The sequence below is a fragment of the Microbulbifer maximicatervae (SeqCode) genome (assembly GCF_052466985.1).
In genome coordinates this window covers 2,155,762-2,175,906 of record NZ_CP174298.1, presented here as the reverse complement: position 1 = coordinate 2,175,906, position 20,145 = coordinate 2,155,762, and the positions used below count along the sequence as shown (strand labels likewise).

18 protein-coding genes and 1 riboswitch are annotated in these 20,145 nt (G+C 47.4%); of the genes, 4 read left to right on the top strand and 14 right to left on the bottom strand.

Annotated elements, in window-relative coordinates; genetic code table 11:
* Positions 1 to 7 precede the first annotated feature (7 nt).
* From ACJJI3_RS09530 to ACJJI3_RS09470, 13 genes are all read right to left on the bottom strand, one after another.
* Complete coding sequence (locus ACJJI3_RS09530) at positions 8 to 484, bottom strand: hypothetical protein (RefSeq protein ID WP_444942265.1); 477 nt, start codon at positions 482 to 484, stop codon at positions 8 to 10.
* Positions 485 to 579: 95 nt separating this feature from the next.
* Positions 580 to 915, bottom strand: coding sequence for a hypothetical protein (locus tag ACJJI3_RS09525; protein WP_444942264.1), 336 nt, complete (start codon positions 913 to 915; stop codon positions 580 to 582).
* A 109-nt stretch (positions 916 to 1,024) separates the two neighbouring features.
* Complete coding sequence (locus ACJJI3_RS09520; protein WP_444942263.1) at positions 1,025 to 1,852, bottom strand: rhomboid family intramembrane serine protease; 828 nt, start codon at positions 1,850 to 1,852, stop codon at positions 1,025 to 1,027.
* 285 nt (positions 1,853 to 2,137) lie between these two features.
* Entirely contained in the window at positions 2,138 to 2,584 is a 447-nt protein-coding gene (locus ACJJI3_RS09515; protein ID WP_444942262.1) for a hypothetical protein, read from the bottom strand.
* Positions 2,585 to 3,458: 874 nt separating this feature from the next.
* Positions 3,459 to 3,629 carry a carbon storage regulator CsrA gene (gene csrA / locus ACJJI3_RS09510; RefSeq protein WP_444942261.1) on the bottom strand — a complete coding sequence of 57 codons (171 nt, stop codon included), beginning with the start codon at positions 3,627 to 3,629 and terminating at the stop codon, positions 3,459 to 3,461.
* Positions 3,630 to 4,382: 753 nt separating this feature from the next.
* Entirely contained in the window at positions 4,383 to 5,813 is a 1,431-nt protein-coding gene (locus ACJJI3_RS09505; RefSeq protein ID WP_444942260.1) for an amidohydrolase family protein, read from the bottom strand.
* A 90-nt stretch (positions 5,814 to 5,903) separates the two neighbouring features.
* Positions 5,904 to 6,980 carry a helix-turn-helix domain-containing protein gene (locus ACJJI3_RS09500; protein WP_444942259.1) on the bottom strand — a complete coding sequence of 359 codons (1,077 nt, stop codon included), beginning with the start codon at positions 6,978 to 6,980 and terminating at the stop codon, positions 5,904 to 5,906.
* Between the two features lie 332 nt (positions 6,981 to 7,312).
* Entirely contained in the window at positions 7,313 to 7,729 is a 417-nt protein-coding gene (locus ACJJI3_RS09495; protein WP_444942258.1) for a hypothetical protein, read from the bottom strand.
* A gap of 410 nt (positions 7,730 to 8,139) precedes the next feature.
* Positions 8,140 to 9,165 (bottom strand): L-threonine 3-dehydrogenase, zinc-binding type, encoded by a 1,026-nt coding sequence (tdh, locus tag ACJJI3_RS09490; protein ID WP_444896565.1) that lies wholly within the window; start codon positions 9,163 to 9,165, stop codon positions 8,140 to 8,142.
* 85 nt (positions 9,166 to 9,250) lie between these two features.
* Positions 9,251 to 10,450, bottom strand: coding sequence for a glycine C-acetyltransferase (locus ACJJI3_RS09485; protein ID WP_444942257.1), 1,200 nt, complete (start codon positions 10,448 to 10,450; stop codon positions 9,251 to 9,253).
* A 78-nt stretch (positions 10,451 to 10,528) separates the two neighbouring features.
* A complete protein-coding gene (locus ACJJI3_RS09480; protein ID WP_108732493.1) occupies positions 10,529 to 10,744 on the bottom strand; it encodes a hypothetical protein in 216 nt (71 codons plus the stop codon).
* 58 nt (positions 10,745 to 10,802) lie between these two features.
* Positions 10,803 to 10,929, bottom strand: a riboswitch (SAM-I-IV-variant riboswitch).
* Between the two features lie 65 nt (positions 10,930 to 10,994).
* On the bottom strand, positions 10,995 to 12,428 hold the full coding sequence (locus tag ACJJI3_RS09475; protein ID WP_444896567.1) for an aldehyde dehydrogenase family protein: 1,434 nt from the start codon (positions 12,426 to 12,428) through the stop codon (positions 10,995 to 10,997).
* Positions 12,429 to 12,456: 28 nt separating this feature from the next.
* On the bottom strand, positions 12,457 to 14,061 hold the full coding sequence (locus tag ACJJI3_RS09470) for a 5-guanidino-2-oxopentanoate decarboxylase (RefSeq protein WP_444942256.1): 1,605 nt from the start codon (positions 14,059 to 14,061) through the stop codon (positions 12,457 to 12,459).
* Positions 14,062 to 14,328: 267 nt separating this feature from the next.
* Here ACJJI3_RS09470 and pdxH point away from each other — a divergent pair, with 267 nt between their 5' ends.
* The 4 genes from pdxH (at position 14,329) to ACJJI3_RS09450 (ending at position 18,681) form a co-directional block, all read left to right on the top strand.
* Positions 14,329 to 14,967 carry a pyridoxamine 5'-phosphate oxidase gene (pdxH, locus tag ACJJI3_RS09465; RefSeq protein WP_444942255.1) on the top strand — a complete coding sequence of 213 codons (639 nt, stop codon included), beginning with the start codon at positions 14,329 to 14,331 and terminating at the stop codon, positions 14,965 to 14,967.
* A gap of 236 nt (positions 14,968 to 15,203) precedes the next feature.
* Positions 15,204 to 16,895 (top strand): Hsp70 family protein, encoded by a 1,692-nt coding sequence (locus tag ACJJI3_RS09460; RefSeq protein ID WP_444942254.1) that lies wholly within the window; start codon positions 15,204 to 15,206, stop codon positions 16,893 to 16,895.
* Positions 16,895 to 18,226: an RDD family protein gene (locus tag ACJJI3_RS09455; RefSeq protein WP_444942253.1), complete on the top strand. Its 1,332-nt coding sequence runs from the start codon at positions 16,895 to 16,897 to the stop codon at positions 18,224 to 18,226. Before ACJJI3_RS09460 ends, ACJJI3_RS09455 begins: the two co-directional genes overlap by 1 nt.
* 128 nt (positions 18,227 to 18,354) lie before the next feature.
* Positions 18,355 to 18,681, top strand: coding sequence for a hypothetical protein (locus ACJJI3_RS09450; RefSeq protein ID WP_444942252.1), 327 nt, complete (start codon positions 18,355 to 18,357; stop codon positions 18,679 to 18,681).
* Positions 18,682 to 19,208: 527 nt separating this feature from the next.
* On the opposite strand, the gene ACJJI3_RS09445 is transcribed toward ACJJI3_RS09450, so the two are convergent.
* On the bottom strand, positions 19,209 to 20,108 hold the full coding sequence (locus ACJJI3_RS09445) for an alpha/beta hydrolase (RefSeq protein ID WP_444942251.1): 900 nt from the start codon (positions 20,106 to 20,108) through the stop codon (positions 19,209 to 19,211).
* Positions 20,109 to 20,145: the final 37 nt, after the last annotated feature.

Genomic DNA, 20,145 nt, shown 5'->3' with positions numbered 1-20,145 from the left:
GCGCAGTTTACTGCGTCCCTTGCCTAAACTTGTTAGGGGCGGTCAGCCAGAATGCTAATGCGCCCACGAGGCCGCACACCCCAAGAAAAAGCACTCCCTGCGTAAACTGAAGCCAGCCAGCTACTGTGGGCACACCATCTACCATTGTTTGCACACCGTTTACGGAAGCGCTTGTTTTAAGCTCAGGATACTTCAGAGGCCATGTGAAAATTGCCATTGGGATTGCAGCCAAAGAAAAACCAACAACCAAAGTCGACCACCAGCGAACCAACCGAAACTTACGCAAAAGAAAATAGGCAGGTAGCCCGAGTAACAACACAAATGCACCAGACACAAAGAAGCAAATCACAGCAAAATTTCCTGTGCGAACCCAGATATATGGATCATCCACCTCAAATATCTGAAATTGCTCGTACAGATACCATATGACCATTAGTAAGGCAGGAGATGCCGCTGCTGATATGAACGCGAGCAATAGTTTCATAAGCTCCCTAACGCCCTACTAAAGGGCCGAAGTAGAGGCGCAGCGCGCCGGAACGAAGGTCCAAGCCGCGCAGCGGCTGAACTTTGAGTAGTTTGTTATAGCTTTGCGTAATACGGGTTGTCCATAACAAAAAGGATTTTGGTTTTTCCGTCGACATCTATGATTACCTCATCGTTCCATGAATCGTAAGACATTTCAGCAAGCCGGGTTAGACTTAGCCTCCATGAGGTGCGATTGAATTCCCAATTAATAGGCTCTTTAGATTCAACCTCAACCTTTTCAGCTTTCTCGAAAAGAGGCTCGTTTGCAAACAAAAATAAAGAGAATGTTTCCAAAAAAGCTTTTCGATGCTCTTCTTCCTTTAGCGTATGAATATCCACCTCATTAGGGAGGTTTTCTAGTTTGAAGTAACTTTCATCTAAATCAAGCATTGCTTGCTCCAACTGAGCTATAACGCTTTGCTAAGGGGCAGCCGAAACGTAGTGTAGACTGTCCCGCGGAGGCCGCGCCCTTTGCGGCGGAGTGTACTTGAGCAACTTGTTAAGCACCTCCTTCGCATTCGGATTTAGCAGCACTTTCTTTGCTGCGAAACACATGATTATAGAGGCAGACAAGAAGCGCAAAAGCTATGCCCATTGCGGAGCCTGCCAAGTGAGCAACATAATTAACGTTATTTTCTCCTATAAGATACGCAATGCCATAGATGTCTGATAGAACGTAAAAGCTCACTAGTAAAATAACAGGAACTCTTACCGTCGTGAGAACTATAAGAAACCAAACAAATACAGCCATTCTTTTAAACGGATAGATGCATGCTGTTAATGTCATTAATCCCATAACGACACCGGAAAGCCCTAGTGTCGGAAGATGGCTATAAACTCCAAACAGGTTTGATTCGTAGGAAATACCAGTCGCAATACAACAGAGCGTAAAGAAAAGAAGATAGATTGCACTCCCTAGTAGTTGTTCTATTACTAGCGAAAAGGCGAAAAAGAACACCAAGTTGAAGAACAAGTGCTCCCAATCTGCATGTAAAAAGGATGATGTAATGTACTGGCTCACTTCTGAATTAAGCGGGTCATGCCACCACTCTACGGTTAGCGGATCATTTAAAACGATAGCATTAAAACGCTTCAACTCATCTGTGAGTAACTTCTGCTCTGAAGGAGTGATTTGGGCCTTATAAGCAAAGTAATCAAAGCTCTTGTTGTCTGAATTTATGTCCCATTCGAACATAAAATCTGTACAACCAACAACTAGACCTTCTGGTGATAGCTTTTTTAGTACCGGAATTACTTCTTGGGTTAGCTCATACTGACAGTAGTTCAAAGTCCGTTTTTCATATTGCCGATCGCTATAAGCTTGCATAATGAATATGAATACGCACGCAACTCCAAACAACAAGGTAAAAAATGGAGAACCGGCTAGCTTTAACCTTTGCTTGTATGGCAGGTCTAATCTATAGGGGAAGAAAAACAATTTATGATTCGCTCTCGATTCTAGTTTGCATTGTGCTTAATGCCGAACTCTGGGGCAGTCTACTATATGCACCGTTTTGTGTGAGAATACGAGTGCAGCGAGCCACACAAAAGGAGCATATAGTAGACTGTCCCTCAGCAGCGAATTGTTAGTCAGTTGTTACCCCGGCAGCCTTTAAGGCTTCCGCCATAGCCTTATTCTTTGCAGGCTTAGATGAGTTTTTTTCTTAACGTTTCTCTTGGGCTTTCTCTTTTTTGGACTTTTTGAGTGAAAGACACTCAACTCTTCCTTCAACTCCGACTTCTCTTGAAGAGTTATCCTAAGTCTCCTTTGCTCCTGTAAAAGCTCGCTTTTACATTGAGCCAACTGCTCTTCTAAGGAAATTATTCTTGCCTTCCTTGCTTCTAGGTCGCCTTCTAAGTCAACAATTTTACTTGCGGAAAACTTGTCATCTTCGCTCATTGAGGAAGTCAGTTCATCGAGTCTGCTTAAATGATCATGAATCCTATTAAACATCCCCTCCAGCCTTTGACCGGTTTTGCTATCAACTGATTCTCGAAAATGCTGGACTTCACAGTGAAAACGATTAAGTTCATCTTCTAATTTACTTGAGAACCCCATGTGGTACGACTCTCTATATGACTAACATTTATATAGTAATCATTCTGATCACTATTATCCTGATTACTATCTCGGAATCAATCTAGTTAGAAAGAGATCAATTTTCATTTGAAATCAGAAGGTTATACGAATTTGGGCTAATCGTACAAAATGGAAAAACGATCATCATGACTACTATCAAGCAATATCAGAAAGCTCTTAACTTGTTGAATCATATACTATTTCAGCGTTATTAATCGCTAGTAAGAAAATAACGGTCATGATGATCGAAAACCTGGAGAGCTAGCGCTTGCTAACTTTATTTGGACCTCGTGTAAGATAGGTTAGACCGGCTAAAAACATACAGAAAGTGGGCTATAAACAGAGTGGAATCCTAGGAACAGTTGCTCTGAATAGCTGACGATTGAGTAGTAGAAGTCTAGTGGGGAAAATTGGCACTATTTTTGATTGAAGTAGTAATTTAGGTGGGGTTATTTGCTTAAAAGATCAAAGTATTAAGGCGGTTAAGGAGAGGTTCTGGCTCTCCTTAACCGAGTTAAGGACGTGGAGCAGCTAAAGGGCTGGGCTGTGTGCAGTATTGTTGCTTGACACTGATCATTGAGAGCTGGTTGAGCGGCTAGCTTCTATAGTGGCGATGTGAGTACATTATTGAACTTAGGTAAAATCTATTTTTGAGTGTTAATGATTTTGCTGTACGCACGATGTAGACTTCGATAGATCTTCCTGGCTGTGAAAGCCTGTTAGTTCAATCAAGCATAGGATTTGAAATACTTCATACAAAGCAGCTGCTTCAGCTCTTCCCGTTGTAGGGTTTACGAGCTAAAGCCTCACTAAGTAGTACAAAATCAAACTTGTGATCAGTAGCTATTATCTATTACCGCTTGTTCTTTTTAATACGCAGATAGACCTCCTCACGGTGCACGGATATTGACTTTGGGGCGTCTATGCCGATGCTTATCTGGTTTCCCTTAACTTCCAATACTGTGATTGAGATCTTTGTTCCAATTCTGAGGTTTTCACCAACTCGGCGGTTTAAAATTAACATATTTCGTTCCTGCTGAATTGCAAAATAGAAGATGGTCTTCCGTGGTGGGAAGACTCAAGAAGTAATGTGTGGGATTTGAAAGAGGTGGGGCGCGAGAACGATAGGCATAGAAGAAGAAAAGGCGGGCGCAACGCTCCCAGAGCTTGAGGACACTCTTCAAGCTACTGAATCTACTCCACTTTATTGAAGACGAGCGGGTATCTAGCGTATGATGCATATAGCCATTTTGATAGTTTGCGTATCAATGTGGTTAGCTGGCCCCTGGTGTTGGTAGCACCTTGGGTCAGCGCCTTTTACTTATTCTTATATTGCTCTAGCGTTCTCCTTTAAGTAGGTGAGTCTTTTTCAGAGATCTTAAGTCTCTCTTGTAGCTTACTTGAACCTCATAGAGACTCATTCAAGTAATCTTTATATGCCGATACATATCCATCGATTTTACGTAGCTTTGATATTAAAACAAACTTAATAAAATCCAATAAGATCATTTTTGTGCCTATATTTTGTAAATTCGCACTTCGAACTCATTGAATCATTGGTAGTGAACCTCAGGTTAAAAAATCTACTTTTAAACTTTGGGTTTGAGGTTTGTATGGCTTGCTACTTGAATTAGATGGTTCTGAGTGCGGATGTTAGTAGGTTTGGACACCTTAAATTTGTGGGGTGACTCTACCCATTTACAAGTAATATCCTTCTATTTCGGCTGGGCTTTTCTTTCGTGGGATACATTAGTAGTTTATTTAACTGGCATGGTCGCTAGTAAATATAATTATCCACAATCCACCAAAAATAGAATTTTCTTTTCGATCCTGTGCTTTTAGCTAGCTCTTTCATTTCACTAAGGCTATGTCTATCGTAGTAGCTCTGATCCAAAATTACACCTAGGGGATTGGTTAGGGTGTTCAAGTTTTCTCGTGGATCGTCTTCGAGCAATAATAGTTCGGCATTAAAGTCTGTGGAAACTGAGCCCACCTTATTGCTAATGCCCAGTGCTTTTGCTGGCTGATGGGTTGCTGCTCGCAATATATCTTTAACAGGGATCCCCACCTCCACTAATCGTTGCATTTCTTGAATAGTGCCCAAGCCGTTGGGCGTATAGAAGGTTCCTCCGTCTGACGCTATCAGTATCTCAACACCGGCTTGGTTTAGCTGCTTGGCCATATCCCCGAAAATGTTGGATTTACCCTGCCAATCCTGTTGCGCTTTAGCACTATGTATCTTATTAACATTCAGCTCACCCATTGCTTTTATCGCGGGGTGATTGAGCTCGAGATCATCAGCTATGCTGTGCCAGTAGTCTGGCCCATGCTGCGCGATCTGTGCTACGTTGTCATATACGATTAATGTAGGGCTAACTGGTACGTTGCTATCTAGTAGTTGCTGCACAATTTCATCGAAGCTCTCCTGCTGATAGTCGTAGTTCAAATGTGCCTGAAAGATCATTTCCACATGCTCTAATGACTGCGGTTTAGCCGATAAGTATTCATTGAGAGTAATACCAAAAGGCGGGTGGCCAGCTAAAGGCATGCCGAGCTTCTTCGCCTCATCAGCTACAGCGAAGAAAACCTCACGGGATAAACCGTCATAAACTTTAACTTGCTGGTACCCCTGTTGATATTGCTGGCGAACCAGCTGGCGAGCCTCTTCTTTACTACCAATAAACTTGTGGTGTCGGCCACTAGCATAGTGGGAATGTTGATTTACAGGTGCACCGGATAACACCATATGAGGACCGGCTATATCCCCAGTATCGATCCATTTTTTAAGAATACGCTGAGGGGAATTGCCAGCCATAACTCTTGTGCGAGTGACTCCGTGCGCTAACATAGCTAATAGATCGGATCGACCCCATACATGGCTGTGCATATCGATTAAGCCTGGCATCACATATTTACCCAGGCCATTAATCCTCAGCTCGCCTTCAATCTCAGGTATTACATCTCTAGTTATTTGGGCAATTCTTCCACCTTGAATGACGAGGTTTTGGTTACTTACGGCTGTATTATGCTGGGTGTCGATGACTGTGATATCGGTAACTACAATACGAGCATTCTTTTCAGCTAACCCGTAGGAAGAGGGAGGGATGTACCATGCACATCCCCAAGATCCGAGCGCAGCAACGCTAATAAACACTAAAATAGCTACCGCTGCTTTCCATGAACGAGCAAAATAGGAAGAAAACTTCATAATGACCTCTTGTGTATCAAAGAGGCCAAAATGCCAAAATTATCAGCTTCTAGCGTCCGAAATCCAGATTTTGCACGTCCAAAGCAACCATTATTGAGGTTTTGCTGCTAAATACTGACTAGGAGTCATCCCAAGGTGGCGCTTAAACAGGCTGTTGAAGCTGGATTTAGAGTTAAAGCCCGCTTCAAGTGCAATATCGAGGAGACGAACTTTTTTGTCCGAATTACTCTCTTTTGCTGAATCAAGTTGCGAAACTACATCTGCCAAACGCTGAGCATTAACATAGTCATTAAAGTTACCGCCATAGCCCTGATTGATGGCCCAGGAAATATCTTTCTCTCCAAGCCCTGTATGCTGTGCCAAGTCCCGGAGGGATAGCCTTGGTAGGCGATAGAGCTGTTGACTATGAACCTGTTTGTTAAGCTCCTCGAAAAGCGCATCCGCCTGAGTCGCTTCGTCAGCTTTGCACTTTCCCCTATCGCAACCCTCTATTACTGATGAGCCCAGCGCTTGTTCACCATCTGTTAAACCCGCAAATAGCTGCGGTTCCCTAACTGCGCGAATTACAAGCAAAGCAACAATCAAAAAATAGCTCAGTTGCATAACAAGATACCATCTGAGCAAAAGAGGAATGGGTAAGTAAGGTTGCAAGTTATGCCGCACTGCATCCACCAGTGCAACGCCAACCAGAACCCATAGGATACGCTTAACCCAATCAGCTCTCAATTTGTTAGCATCGGAGCGGTTCTGGGGCAAGATATGTTGATATCGAATAAGCGCTTTTATACTTAATGAGAAGTAAACAATCTGACTTAAAGTACCTGCCGCTAAAACCCACTGGGGCCAGTGATTAAATAATAAACTGATTGCTGCTGGTACTAAGTGCGCCCAGTGTTTACGCTGTTGTTGATAACTGGCGGATATTAATTGTGCAACTACGGCAAAAAATAATGGGCCCATCAATAATGAGAACGATGGCGTGATTAAATAGCCAAGATTAACCACTTTCGTTTCTTCTACAAAATTAAATGTCATCAATAATGCAGTGGCGCCTAACAAGTATCGCATTGCTGTAAAACGGTTTTGCGCCCAAAGTAATGCAATACCTAGAATCGATAGGGTGATAAAGGCTATCTGTAAAAAATTAGATGCGGAGTAATTTACCATGTTTGCTCAAATAATAATCTATAAATCGATAAGCAGAATTTCTTAAATGGGAATATCGTTCGAAGCTTCCTGTATTTGATCATACTGGGTGATTACTTATGGAGCCTCTGAACAAGCCTACAGGCCCTAAAGGGGGGGAATGCCACAGTTGCTGCGTTTCAACCAAGTCATTTTCGGTGAGCTGTGCTTAACCTCTGCAGCCTTCAAGATCCGCAAGGGTATTATAGAGCTATTCAGAGTCTCCCTAAGTGTAACTTCCCAAAGTATGGGGCGGAGTGAAGCTGAGATCGATTACTCGAAGTACACGAGTATACCTCTGCTTGTTGCGAGTCTTATTCAACACGACAAAAATATTCTCTAAACTCCCATTTTGTTACTGGCAATGAGTAGCAGTTATTTTCGTATTTTAAAATCCGTGTCTCATTAGAAGTGGAGAGTTCGTCGTAATATGTGATACGAATCGTATCGGCACTCAAGACTTCGATCGTATGTGGTGAAAATGTCAATACCTCCGGCTTTTCCCCTATGATATAAGTTGCAAACGAATCTACTCGAACTACATTCACGAGACGCCCAAAGAAATTGGAGCGGAAGAGCATTTGGGTTTTCTCGGGTATGTCCTCCACGTTGTTCATGCTGGCTAAAGTCTTTTTTTCATTTGATTGCCAAGTTCCCACATAGAAGAGGTTTTCGTCTGCTATGACAAATGGTGTAAAAAGAAGTAATGCCAAAGTTAAATAAAGTTTCATGTTCTTACTTTTAATATTTGTGCCGCGGTAAACCGATCTTTATTATCCCGATTGTTATCTTGGAATCAATTGGAGTAAAAACCTGAAGACCTACTGCAGCAGTAGAGTGCGGTAGCGATCCGGTCCAATCGTACCAGGTTTATGCGCTATAAATGTTAAGATGTACAGTTAAAAAAAGGCTTCAGGGATGCTGAATGAATCGTGTGTTAGGTCGGCTGGAACTTAATGATCCAGGATTTTGGAAAAATAATCGAAGTTTTAGAAGATCTATTTCAGTCGCTAACTATTTAAGCTGTAGCAACTGCAAATGTGTAGAAGCTGGCAGGTAACGCAAAGATATTTTGGGGTAGGGGGAGTAGTAAATTGAGGGCAGAGAGAATGGCTGCGGATGATTCCGCAGCCACTGGGACTTATTTCCAGTTCAGGATAACCTTACCGGATTCACCAGATCCCATGGTATCGAAGCCTTGTTGGAAGTCATCGATTGAAAACTGGTGAGTAATAATTGGGGTTAAATCCAGGCCGGATTGAATCAGGCTGGCCATTTTGTACCAGGTCTCAAACATCTCACGGCCGTAAATGCCTTTGATCATCAGGCCTTTAAAAATAACCTGCCCCCAGTCGATCGCCATTTCACCTGCGGGGATACCGAGCATAGCAATTTTGCCCCCGTGGTTCATTGCGGCGATCATATCGCGGAAGGCGACGGGTACGCCGGACATCTCCAGGCCAACATCAAAGCCTTCGCTCATTCCCAGCTCGTTCATCACATCGCTGAGATTTTCCTTGGCAACGTTTACGGCACGGGTAGCGCCCATTTTGCGTGCCAGGTCCAGGCGGTATTCATTGATATCGGTGATAACTACATGGCGTGCGCCAACATGTTTGGCGACTGCTGCGGCCATAATACCGATAGGGCCGGCGCCGGTAATCAGTACATCTTCGCCCACCAGGTCGAAAGACAGGGCCGTGTGTACCGCATTACCGAGGGGATCGAAAATAGAGGCGAGATCGTCAGAAATGTTATCCGGGATCTTGAAGGCATTGAGCGCGGGGATTACCAGATACTCTGCAAAAGCTCCGGGGCGGTCTACACCGACACCGTAAGTGTTGCGGCACAAGTGGCGGCGGCCCGCGCGACAGTTGCGACAGTGGCCGCAGGTAATATGGCCTTCACCGGAAACACGGTCGCCCACCTGGAAACCTGCAACTTCCTGCCCCATACCGACGACTTCACCCACATATTCGTGGCCTACCACCATAGGGACAGGAATAGTCTTTTGAGACCATTCATCCCAGTTGTAGATATGCATGTCGGTACCGCAAATCGCGGTTTTGTGAATCTTGATCAGCAGGTCGTTGTGGCCCGGTGTGGGGATTTCCACATCGGTAAGCCAGATTCCCACTTCAGATTTCAACTTGGATAGTGCTTTCATTGTTTTTAAAACTACAAATGGCAGGGCGCGGTGCCGCTCCGGTGAATTCCTTGTGAGAATTACCGTATCAACACCGCTGTTTGGTTTAGATAATATTCAGTTCGCGGCCAACTTCAATGAAGGCATCGATACACTGGTCGAGCTGCTCGCGGGTGTGGGCGGCGGACATCTGGGTGCGGATGCGGGCCTGGCCCTTGGGCACTACCGGATAGAAGAAGCCCACTACGTAGATGCCGCGCTCCAGCATCTTGTCAGCCATTTTCTGCGCCAGGGCAGCATCGCCAATCATCACCGGGATGATCGGGTGGTCAGCACCAGCAAGGGTAAAGCCGGCTTCAGACATGCGCTTGCGGAAGTAAGCGGAGTTGTCGCGCAGTTGTTCACGTAGCTCGCCGCCTTCAGTCAGCATATCCAACACCTTCAGGGAGGCGGTGACGATCGCCGGAGCTACAGAGTTGGAGAACAGATAGGGGCGCGAACGCTGGCGCAGCATATCGATAATTTCCTTGCGGCCAGAAGTAAAGCCGCCGGAAGCGCCGCCCAGGGCCTTGCCCAGGGTGCCGGTAATAATATCGACGCGGTCAATCACATCACAGTATTCATGGGTGCCGCGGCCGTGGTCTCCGAGGAAGCCCACTGCGTGGGAATCGTCCACCATTACCAGGGCATTGTACTGGTCGGCCAAATCGCAAACGGCTTTGAGGTTGGCGATAACTCCGTCCATAGAAAAAACGCCGTCGGTGGCGATCAGCTTGGTCTTGGCGCCAGCGGCGTCTGCGGCTTGTAGCTGCTTCTCCAGTTCCGCCATATCGTTGTTGGCGTAACGGTAGCGCTTGGCTTTACACAGGCGCACGCCGTCGATGATGGAGGCGTGGTTGAGTGAGTCGGAGATGATGGCATCTTCCGGGTCCAGCAGAGTTTCAAACAGGCCGCCATTGGCGTCGAAGCAGGACGTGTAAAGAATGGTGTCTTCGGTTTGCAGGAACTCAGACAGGCGCGATTCCAGCGCTTTGTGAATGTCCTGGGTGCCGCAGATAAAGCGCACCGATGCCATGCCGAAGCCGTACTGTTCGAGCCCCTCTTTGGCCGCTTCAATCAGGTCCGGGTGGTTAGCCAGGCCCAGGTAGTTGTTCGCACAAAAATTCAGTACCTGGGTGTCGTTGTTCACCTGGATCTCAGCGGCCTGCTGGGAGGTAATAATCCGCTCGCGTTTGTACAGGCCGTCTGCATCGATCTGTTTGAGTTCGCTGCGCAGGTGCTCAAAGAATTGTTCTGGCTTTGACATGGTATTGTTTTTAGCTCCTGTCGGGTGCTCTTGGCACAGGGTAACGGGCGCGAGCTCGCGGCGCCTGTTGGTTCTACTTTATCCCGCCAGTTCGCAGGCCTCATGGGCCGAAATAGGGTGCTCACTGGCGCGGCAACTGGTGGCAAATTTTAATGCCTCTTCGGCAGTGTCGAACAGTAGTTGCCACAACAACTGACGATCACCTCTTCTCACCGCGCGTACTGCCGTGTGGCTTCTTTGGCTGGCAATTTGAATTTCGATAATGTCTTTACTGGAAAACGGTGATTCGGACATGGTCCCTCCAATGGTAAAACTATGGAGGACTGACGTGGAAGCGGCGAAATGATGTTCGCTAATCCGGTTGGTTTGCTCTGGTAGAGCCCCATCCTCCCCGCAGGCCTTGTGTGCCGCAGAGAGAGAACCACCTTGCCCCGGTCGGCAGGTTGGCGTTGGCGTCAGCCACTCTCGTGATGTGCGAGCAAAGATAACGGGGAGGGGATTAGCAGTCAACAGTACCGCCCCCATTAGAGGGCGGTGCAGAAGTTTATGCGGGAAGCTGCACGGATTTTAGTTCGATAAACTCACCGAGACCGGCCTCACCAAACTCGCGTCCGTTGCCGGAGCGCTTGTAACCGCCGAAGGGGGCGTCGTAGTTAAACTCACCGCCGTTGACAAAGCACAGGCCCGCTTCAATGCGACGAACGATAGGCATGGCGCTTTCGGCGTCTTTAGCCCATACGCCACTGGACAGACCGTATTCGGTGTCATTGGCAATGGCGACGGCTTCATCCATATCCTTGTAGGGGATCAGGCAGGTCACCGGGCCAAAGATTTCTTCCCGGGCAATGGCCATATCGTTGTGAACGTCGGCAAATACCGTGGGTTTCACATAGAAGCCTTTATCCAGCTCGGTGGGTAGATCGAGGCCGCCAGTCACAAGGCGGGCACCTTCCTCGATCCCTTTCTTGATGTAGCCGCGCACGATTTCCAGTTGGCGAGCGGAGGATAGGGGGCCCATAAAGGCATTGGCATCGGTGCCCATGGCCACTTCTTCAGCCACCTGCTTGGCAACTTCCACCGCCTCTTCATAGTGCTCAGCGGGAACCAGCATACGGGTGAGTGCGGTGCAGGTTTGGCCACTGTTGATAAATACATCTTCGCAGCCCCAGCGAACCGCTGCTTTAAGATCCGCGTCCGGGGTGATAATCAGAGGCGATTTACCACCCAGCTCCTGTGTAACCCTTTTAACTGTGGGCGCCGCAGCCTTGGCAACTTCAACACCTGCACGGGTGGAGCCGGTAAAGGACACCATATCGATTCCCGGGTGCGATGACAGCTCTGCGCCGACGACTGAGCCTGCACCGGGGATCAGGTTAAATACGCCCGCAGGAACACCGGCTGCTTGGATAATCTCCGCCATGACGAAATCCTGTAGCGGAGTGGTTTCCGAAGGCTTGGTAATCATGGTGCAGCCCGCTGCGAGAGCCGGGGCCACTTTGCCGACAAATTGGTGCAGAGGGTAATTCCAAGGGGTAATAAAGCCACAAACGCCAATCGGCTCCCGGATTAATACCGAGTGGGCCGCCTTTTCGGTCTCTTCCATGATTGAAGTGCGACCGGCGTAGTAACGCATGGCGTAGATAGGGCCATCCACATGCAACCAACGGGTGATATGGGCGGGGCAACCCAGGGTTTGTGAGATCGCCTGGATTAAGTCTTCCTTGCGCTCTTCCATACCGTCAGCAATGGCATTTAGCAGGGCTGAGCGCTGATCTGCGCTGGTATGGCGCCACTTGCGAAAGGCGCTGCGGGCAGCGGCAACGGCAATATCCACATCCTCAGCAGAGCCTTCCACCACCTGGCAAATCATTTCTTCAGTGGCGGGGTTGATCACAGGATGGGAACTGGTGCCGAGGGGCTCGCGCCACTCACCATTGATAAACAGTTTGTCGGTATGCAGCTTGCTGAAATCTGTCATGTCACGCTTCCGTTTGCTTCGCGCCAGTTCAAGGGGCGGTGATTTCGATAATTGTTGGTGTTTTGCGTTGCAGGGCTTCTGCGACTGCCGTAGCTAATTGCTGTGGTTTGTCGATGCGGCAACCTTCAGCGCCAAAAGATTTTGCCAGTGCAACAAAATCCGGAGTGCGAAGATTAACACCTTCTTGAGGTACTTCTGCGGCATCCATAAAGTCGCGAATCTCTCCATACCCGCTGTTATTCCAAACCAGTATTGGCAGGGGCAGCTGCTGTTCTACTGCAACGGCCAGTTCACCGAGAGTAAACATCAGGCCGCCATCGCCAATCAAGGCAACTACATCCCGCTCGCTGGACAACTTAGCCCCGATCGAGGCGGGCAGGGCAAAGCCCAGCGTGCCGTAACCGGTGGTGCAGGTAATATGACTGCGAGGGTGGTACAGCGGCAAGGCGTGGTTAGTGTTATAGGCCAGTTGTGTGGAGTCGGTAACCAGAATTCCCTCATCAGGCAGGGCTTCGCGCAGAGCTTCAACCCAAGGGAAGCGCTCCTCAGAACCTTCCCACCACTCTTTGCGGCAGTTACTGATTAATTGTGAAACTTGCTCTTCTGCGCGCTGTTTTGAGCTCTCTTCGCACTGAATCAGGGCTTCGCTTAATTGCTGAAGGCTTTCTGTTGCATCGGCACAGATGGCCAGGTCCGGCTGGGCATTGCATACCAGCTGAGCCGGATCAATGTCGATGCGGATCAGTTTGCCGGAGAAAGCGTAATCCTCTTTCACCAGATTGCGATCGGTTTCCGAAAGCTCTGTGCCAACGGCCAAGACCACATCGGCAGCTTCTACTCGCTCACGCACGCAATCAAAACTGAGATTGGCTCCGCCACACAGAGGATGCCTTTCATCGACAACGCCTTTGGCGGCCAGAGACAGGAAGACTGGAGCTGCAATTTTTTCTGATACCTGTGTTGCCGCTTCTCCAGCAGATTGCGCGCCACCGCCCAGGAGAATCACCGGGCGTTCGGCAGCTTGCAGCCACTGGGTAGCAGTCGTGATAGCTGTCGCGTTGGCTGCCGGTACCATGGCACTGGGAGCCGCGCGGTAATCGTCCAGATTGCCGGACATAGGCGCCGGGAATAAATCGATAGGGATTTCGATATGGATAGGGCCGGGGCGGCTGGACTGCAATAGCTGGAATGCCCGTGCCATCACTTCCGGTAATTGTTCTGCCTGGGTCAGGGTGTGCTGCCAGATACAGAAGCCTCGACTGGCATCGCTTTGGCGGGGTAGCTCATGCAGGCGCCCACGGCCCATGCCAAGGTCTTCCCGGCGATTGACGGCGGAAATAACCAGCATGGGAATTGAGTCTGAGTAAGCTTGCGCCATCGCCGTGGCTGCGTTGGTCAGCCCCGGCCCAGTGATCAGGAAGCAGACACCGGGCTTGCCGCTGGCGCGGGCATAACCGTCTGCCATAAAGGCGGCGCCCTGCTCATGCCTTGGCGTGATATGCATCAAGTCGCTACCGGGCAGGCCGCGATACAGTTCAATGGTATGTACGCCGGGAATCCCGAAAACTTTTTCTACCTGGTATTCGCGCAGCAGGCGCATCAGCACCTGGGCGCATGTGGGCGCAGAGGACATAAGCACCATTTTCCTTATTCGTGTAAAAATGCAGTGAGCCTAGCGGCCCACCAAAAGCCGTGCAAGCACCCGCAGAGTCTGCACCTTCACAGGCAATATCGCAGGAAAATTGAGATTCACCCGGCACTGCGGCAGGAAACTTTGTACGCTTGGGTTACTTTACCTGTCAGTAGATTTTGCGGAATTTGACGAGGTGGCTGCCGCACAATAGCCTTCCGGCACTTCGCTGAATAAACTTTGAGCTAGAACAACCGAGGAAGTATCACCATGGAAATCGATCAATGGCGTCGGGAATACCAAATGGGTGGTTTAAGGCGCTCTGAATTGAAGCCGACCCCCGTGGAGCAGTTTCGCAAGTGGCTTGCAGAAGCTGTTGAAGCAGAATTAGTTGATGCCAGCGCCATGTGTCTTGCCACCACTAACGCGGACGGGCACCCCTCGCAGCGGATTGTTTTGCTGAAAGGCTTCGATGAGAAGGGTTTCGTTTTCTATACCAATTTACAGAGTGACAAGGCCCGAGATATGGCCGTTAACCCTCAGGTGTCGCTGTTGTTTCCCTGGTGCCGTCTCGAGCGGCAGGTGATTGTTAATGGGAAGGTGGAACCTGTTTCCCGCGAGCAGGCAGAGGCCTATTTCCAGTCGCGCCCCCTGGATAGCCAGTTGGCCGCGTGGGCTTCGCACCAGAGCCGGCCGCTTTCGTCCAGGGAGGAACTGGAGCAGCAGTTTGATAAAGAGAAGGCTCGCTTTGCCGGTAAAACAATTCCATTGCCAGAATTTTGGGGCGGTTACTGTGTAGTGCCCAACGCTGTTGAGTTTTGGCAGGGGGGTGAAAATAGATTGCACGATCGTTTTATTTATCGCCGTGAAGAAAATGAAAGCTGGAATATAGAACGTCGCGCCCCCTAATTATTATATTTATCTTTTCGTGGCCCAGCCCTTTGGGCCACAACTAACCGCTTAATCACGCTTCACTTTGTGAGTGCTTATCCCCTGATATTGTTTTATAGCGATGTCTTGTCTGGCAATTTGTGGTCAAGGCCGCTTAGAATATTGCGCCATAAATATAGCTAAAACTGTTGTCTTAAAAATTCTATAGATTCGATCGTTTTTGCAATTCGAATCCAAGGGTAGGTAGGGGAAATATGGCCATTATTGGTATCGACTTGGGAACCACTAATAGTGCTTGCGGGGTACTGACCGATGAGGGGGTAAAACTAATCCCCAACCGTTTGGGTGAAATTTTGACCCCGTCAGTTGTGGGGCTTGATGATTCTGGCACATTGCTAGTCGGCAAAACGGCTAAAGAACGTCTTATTAATCACAGTAGTACCACTGTGGCTGCGTTTAAGCGTTTAATGGGCACTGACCACAAAGTTTCCCTGGGGAAACAGAAATTTAGTGCAACAGAACTCTCCTCATTAATTTTACGTGCGCTCAAAGAAGATGCAGAAACTTTTCTTGGTGAAGAGGTAACCGAGGCGGTAATCAGTGTCCCGGCTTATTTTAATGATAATCAGCGCCATGCCACCAAGTTGGCAGGAGAGCTTGCGGGATTAATAGTAGAGCGCCTTATTAACGAGCCAACTTCGGCTGCCATTGCTTACGGTTTACACGATAAGCGCGAAGGAAACTTCCTTATTTTAGATCTTGGGGGTGGCACCTTTGATGTTTCCATCCTGGAGTTTTTCGATGGCATTATGGAAGTCCATGCCAGTGCCGGAGATAACTTCCTCGGTGGAGAGGATTTTGTTGAGGCAATGATCGATGATGTCCTGGCTGAGTTTGATATTAAGAAAGAAGCCTTAAGCCCTCGCGATTTGCAAAACTTATATATGCAAATGGAAAGCGCCAAACGTCGAGTTAGCCAGCAGCCTGAGCAAAAACTTGAATTACAACTTGATGGGCGCTCCCTGCAGTTCCAGGTGACCCCAGAGTGGTTTGAAAAACTCAGCACCCCCCTGTTGTTAAGAGCGAAACGGCCAATTGAGCGGGCAATGCGCGATGCAGATTTGCCCCCACAGAAAATTGATGAAGTGGTATTGGTTGGCGGTTCTACGCGCATGGCCCAGTTTCGTTCAATGGTTGGTCGAATGTTTGGCCGTCTGCCATCTTGTCATTTGGACCCGGACACTGTCGTTGCGATGGGGGCGGCTATTCAGGCTGGCTTAAAAGAAAAGAACTCAGCACTGGATGATATTGTCCTGACTGATGTATGTCCTTATACCCTGGGAACTGGTGTTATTAATGAAGATAATCCGCAGCTCGGTGCCTACTTTATGCCTATTATCGAGCGCAACACGGTTGTGCCAGTCAGTGTTGTAAGGCGAGTGTGGACTGCTCGGGATGATCAAACCCAACTTTGTGTAGACGTATACCAAGGAGAGAATCGCCTGGTATCTAAAAATGTGTACCTGGGTGAGATGACGGTTCCTGTGCCGAAAAAGCCTAAAGGGGAAGAAGCGGCAGATATTCGCTACACCTACGATATGAATGGGCTTTTGGAAGTGGATGTGACCGTGGTCTCCACGGGTAAAACCTTCAACAAGTTAATCGAGTTTACGCCGGGAGCTCTCACCGATGTACAAAAGGCTGAAGCCCTGCAAAAACTGGCAAAACTGAAATTTCACCCCCGTGAAGATGAAAAAAACCAGGCAATCATTGCTCGTGGTGAGCGCTTGTATGAATCCAGTCTTGGCGAGCAGCGTGAGTATATTGCCAAATTACTGTCATCCTTTGATAGCGTCCTAGAAAGGCAAAACCCTACAGAAATTATTAAGGCTCGAACTGAGGTTAGTGAAATTCTGGATCGCTTGGATGGTGAGGATTGGATTTGATGAATCCCTGGGCCATTCTTGAAATTAACCCCATCACTGATGCTCGGGCGATTAAGCGCGCTTATGCAAAAAAACTAAAGCAAACCCGCCCAGATGAAAAGCCGGAAGAATTCCAGGCACTTCATACAGCTTATAAGCAAGCATTGAAACTGGCTGAGCAATTGCAAGAGGAGACTGCCGGGCATGCGGAAGCCTCCTTGGAAACTCCTTCACTAGGGCAGGCAGGAAATACAAGCCATGAGAAGGTTAACAGTGAAAGGATAGCTGTATTAGAAGGGGCGCAGGAAGTAGAAGTGCGGCCTTCCACTGATGAAGTGTCAACTCCGCTTGCAGCTGAAGAACACCCAGCGAAGCAAGAGGGCGTTTCAGACCCTTTGGAACAGAGCGAAGGTGTATCCCCTGATACGCAGACAAGTGAATCTCGGGAAGCGCAAGATCCGGATAGAGATTTGCGTATTGAAGAATTTCGGCGGGTGCTTAAGCAAGTTGATGAGATGCTCAATAATCACTTGGAAATGAGCCTGGAGAGGAGTTGGGACTTTCTTACCAATAGTCCCTATATGCTGGATGAGGAGTATAATTGGAACTTAGGTCTTTCTGTATTTGAACGCTTTGCCCAATTTAATCAAAATGCTGTAGAGGGGGGGAAGTCCGCAAGGTTTCGCCCGCAAGTAACGCCGAACATCCTGCAGTACTGTGACCAGCTGTTCGATTGGCGAGGGAATGCGTCTTACCTCTACCAAGCGCTTGACGAGAAGTTGTGCAATAGCATATTTAATAGCTTGGAAACCCATGAGTCCCGTATTGATCCTTTGCAAGGGCTTCGTGGCGGGGGCAAGGTAGAGGCACAAAGTGAGGCTGAATTTGAAGAGCGCTATGAAAAGTATTATTTTGGGGATTTCCTGCCTAGAAGTGTTGCACTTTTTTTAGACTTGGTCATGACTTATATGGTTGTAGGTTCTCCGGCTACAGCTGCGATGATGAAGCTCTTTGATTTGCCGGAAGCTATAGCAGCCGCAAAAGTAATCCCTTTTTGTTTGGGGGCCTACTTGGTATTTGCTTGGATGTTTGAGTGTTCAAAACTTCAGGCAACACCAGGCAAGTATATAATGGGCTATCGGGTAACCAGTCAAAAATTCGAGCGGATAGGATACTTGCGAGGGCTTTGGAGGACTGTGAGTTTTGCAATCACTAGTGCATTTGGGCTTGTAACATGGATTATCAATTTCTTTTTAGGGAGCAAATTCCTGCACGATCGATTAAGTCGCACTTATGTAATTAATATGCGTAAGACCCATGACGAGCATTTACGCCGCCTGAGAAAAGCTTAGCTTTGGAGCGGGGATACGTTCCCGCTCTTCCCTTATCTATTTTTATCAGCTAGTCACGCTTGTAAAACAACTGAATTATTGGGTTGTTTTTAATATGTTCTTTATTATTATTCCCCTGGCGATATTGTTTGGACTTTACCAAGCAGGAACAAGGCGGGCTATACCGTAAAGCCCAGCTGCTTGCGGGATATCTTTTTTTTACAGTTGCCGCAGAACAGGCTTCCTTGTTGTATCTGTTTTCTGCTATTCCATTTGACCTGGCATATATAGCGGCGAGTGTTGTTTTCATACCTTTGCACATGTTTTGGGGAGGCTTTATGGCAGCTCGAACCACAGGGGTCACTGTAACCATGAATATAAAAATTGTTATGGTCCTTGCGGCTTTGCATTATCTGTTGATTACCTATTTTGCATTTATGAATCATTCAGGTTGGTTGAATGTGTACTCTCTATAGGTGTATATCCCTTGTCTGATAGCTGGGCAGAGAAAAGGGCCTTAGTATTTCGGTAAGGTTTAAGTTTTGAGGGTTTGCTTTAGGGCGTGGCCCTCAAAGCTAACTGAGGAAGGTTTTTAGAGTATATTGTGGGTTGAGAACCCCATGCGTTTTATTGTTTTGACGAGAATTTAGGGTTATTCCTATTTTTAATCATTGACGATGTAATAGCTTATCTTTAAGTGAGATTAGTTGATGAGCCTGATGTGTTGCTCATGCTTCCAGAGATACTGTAAGTCACAAGTAACGGTGTGTGTACTGTATCAGCCTAAAAAAATATCTACGTTTTTACATAGTATTCTTGACTGCAAGCCCTTTTACTTAAGGTGCCTCTTAAAAGCTTCAGACCACCTATTGGAATCATATTAAGTGGCGAGCGGCTAGAAGTGCTTCTTAAGATAAGTCGACTTGCATGTTTGAGAGACTGGTACTTGATTATAACTAGATGTCTCTGAAAACCCTCAGTTAAGTGAATTTGAATTCATTGTTTAAAAGGAGTATTTTCTGGGAATAAGCTTTGCTTTAAAGGCTTTCTCTATCCCTCGATCATAGCCTGGATTAACAACACTACCGTGATTCTCGTTATCAAATACACGTTTTCTTAGAGTAAGGCTATTGTAGTTACGGGACTTAAGTCTTTTTACTAGTTGAGAGAAGTCTTTTACTGCGCAAACTGAGTCGATTTCACTGCAAGTCTCTTCACCACCAATAAATAAATACACACTTTTTCCTAAATCGGCATTGCGTTCTGCATAGGCCAATTCACTATCTAAAATTTGCTTATCGGCCCACCAAATACTGGGGCTTCCAATGACATATCGGTCAAAGCTATTGGTATGGTTAAAAAGTGCATGGAGAGCCAGAAGCCCACCCAGGGAATGGCCCACTAGGGTTTCGTCTTCTTCGTTACCTTTAAAATTATTATTGATAAAGGGTTTGAGTTCCTCTTCGATAAACTCAAGAAAGTGATCTGCGCCGCCACCTAGTTCAGCACCTTTGATCACACCAGGCACGGGGGTGAAATCCATTACTCGCTGGGCGAAATTCGGGCTGTCAAAAGCGTGGGAGATACCTACCAGAATTACAGGGGGCATTTTGACATTGCCAAACTCATCGGGAACCTGTTCCTGAAGAAGGTTAGGGGCTGTCATAGGGAAATGCAGAAAGCCATCGGTCATATAAATGACTGGATAGCGTTCGGTGTTTTCCGGGGTGTACGAGAGAGGCAGCATTATGTCAATAACGTACTCACGCTCTAGTAAATCAGAGTAAAAGTTGTATGACAGTATCCCTGGGCGGGTGAAAGTTGTGGGTTCGGCACTGCCGGCTGCTGCCAGCTGGCAACAGGCACTAAGAATACCTATCACTAATAATCTAATTATTTTCATTGCTATCCCTGAGGGGCGCTGAAACTTACTTGTTATC

Bases quoted from the DNA above. Each gene is read 5' to 3' on its own strand.
- ACJJI3_RS09515 (WP_444942262.1), bottom strand. From the start codon at position 2,584: ATGGGGTTCTCAAGTAAATTAGAAGATGAACTTAATCGTTTTCACTGT.
- ACJJI3_RS09475 (WP_444896567.1), bottom strand. From the start codon at position 12,428: ATGACAGATTTCAGCAAGCTGCATACCGACAAACTGTTTATCAATGGT.
- ACJJI3_RS09505 (WP_444942260.1), bottom strand. From the start codon at position 5,813: ATGAAGTTTTCTTCCTATTTTGCTCGTTCATGGAAAGCAGCGGTAGCT.
- tdh (WP_444896565.1), bottom strand. From the start codon at position 9,165: ATGAAAGCACTATCCAAGTTGAAATCTGAAGTGGGAATCTGGCTTACC.
- csrA (WP_444942261.1), bottom strand. From the start codon at position 3,629: ATGTTAATTTTAAACCGCCGAGTTGGTGAAAACCTCAGAATTGGAACA.
- ACJJI3_RS09455 (WP_444942253.1), top strand. From the start codon at position 16,895: ATGAATCCCTGGGCCATTCTTGAAATTAACCCCATCACTGATGCTCGG.
- ACJJI3_RS09525 (WP_444942264.1), bottom strand. From the start codon at position 915: ATGCTTGATTTAGATGAAAGTTACTTCAAACTAGAAAACCTCCCTAAT.
- ACJJI3_RS09460 (WP_444942254.1), top strand. From the start codon at position 15,204: ATGGCCATTATTGGTATCGACTTGGGAACCACTAATAGTGCTTGCGGG.
- ACJJI3_RS09530 (WP_444942265.1), bottom strand. From the start codon at position 484: ATGAAACTATTGCTCGCGTTCATATCAGCAGCGGCATCTCCTGCCTTA.
- ACJJI3_RS09500 (WP_444942259.1), bottom strand. From the start codon at position 6,980: ATGGTAAATTACTCCGCATCTAATTTTTTACAGATAGCCTTTATCACC.
- ACJJI3_RS09520 (WP_444942263.1), bottom strand. From the start codon at position 1,852: ATGCAAGCTTATAGCGATCGGCAATATGAAAAACGGACTTTGAACTAC.
- pdxH (WP_444942255.1), top strand. From the start codon at position 14,329: ATGGAAATCGATCAATGGCGTCGGGAATACCAAATGGGTGGTTTAAGG.
- ACJJI3_RS09470 (WP_444942256.1), bottom strand. From the start codon at position 14,061: ATGTCCTCTGCGCCCACATGCGCCCAGGTGCTGATGCGCCTGCTGCGC.
- ACJJI3_RS09445 (WP_444942251.1), bottom strand. From the start codon at position 20,108: ATGAAAATAATTAGATTATTAGTGATAGGTATTCTTAGTGCCTGTTGC.
- ACJJI3_RS09485 (WP_444942257.1), bottom strand. From the start codon at position 10,450: ATGTCAAAGCCAGAACAATTCTTTGAGCACCTGCGCAGCGAACTCAAA.
- ACJJI3_RS09495 (WP_444942258.1), bottom strand. From the start codon at position 7,729: ATGAAACTTTATTTAACTTTGGCATTACTTCTTTTTACACCATTTGTC.
- ACJJI3_RS09480 (WP_108732493.1), bottom strand. From the start codon at position 10,744: ATGTCCGAATCACCGTTTTCCAGTAAAGACATTATCGAAATTCAAATT.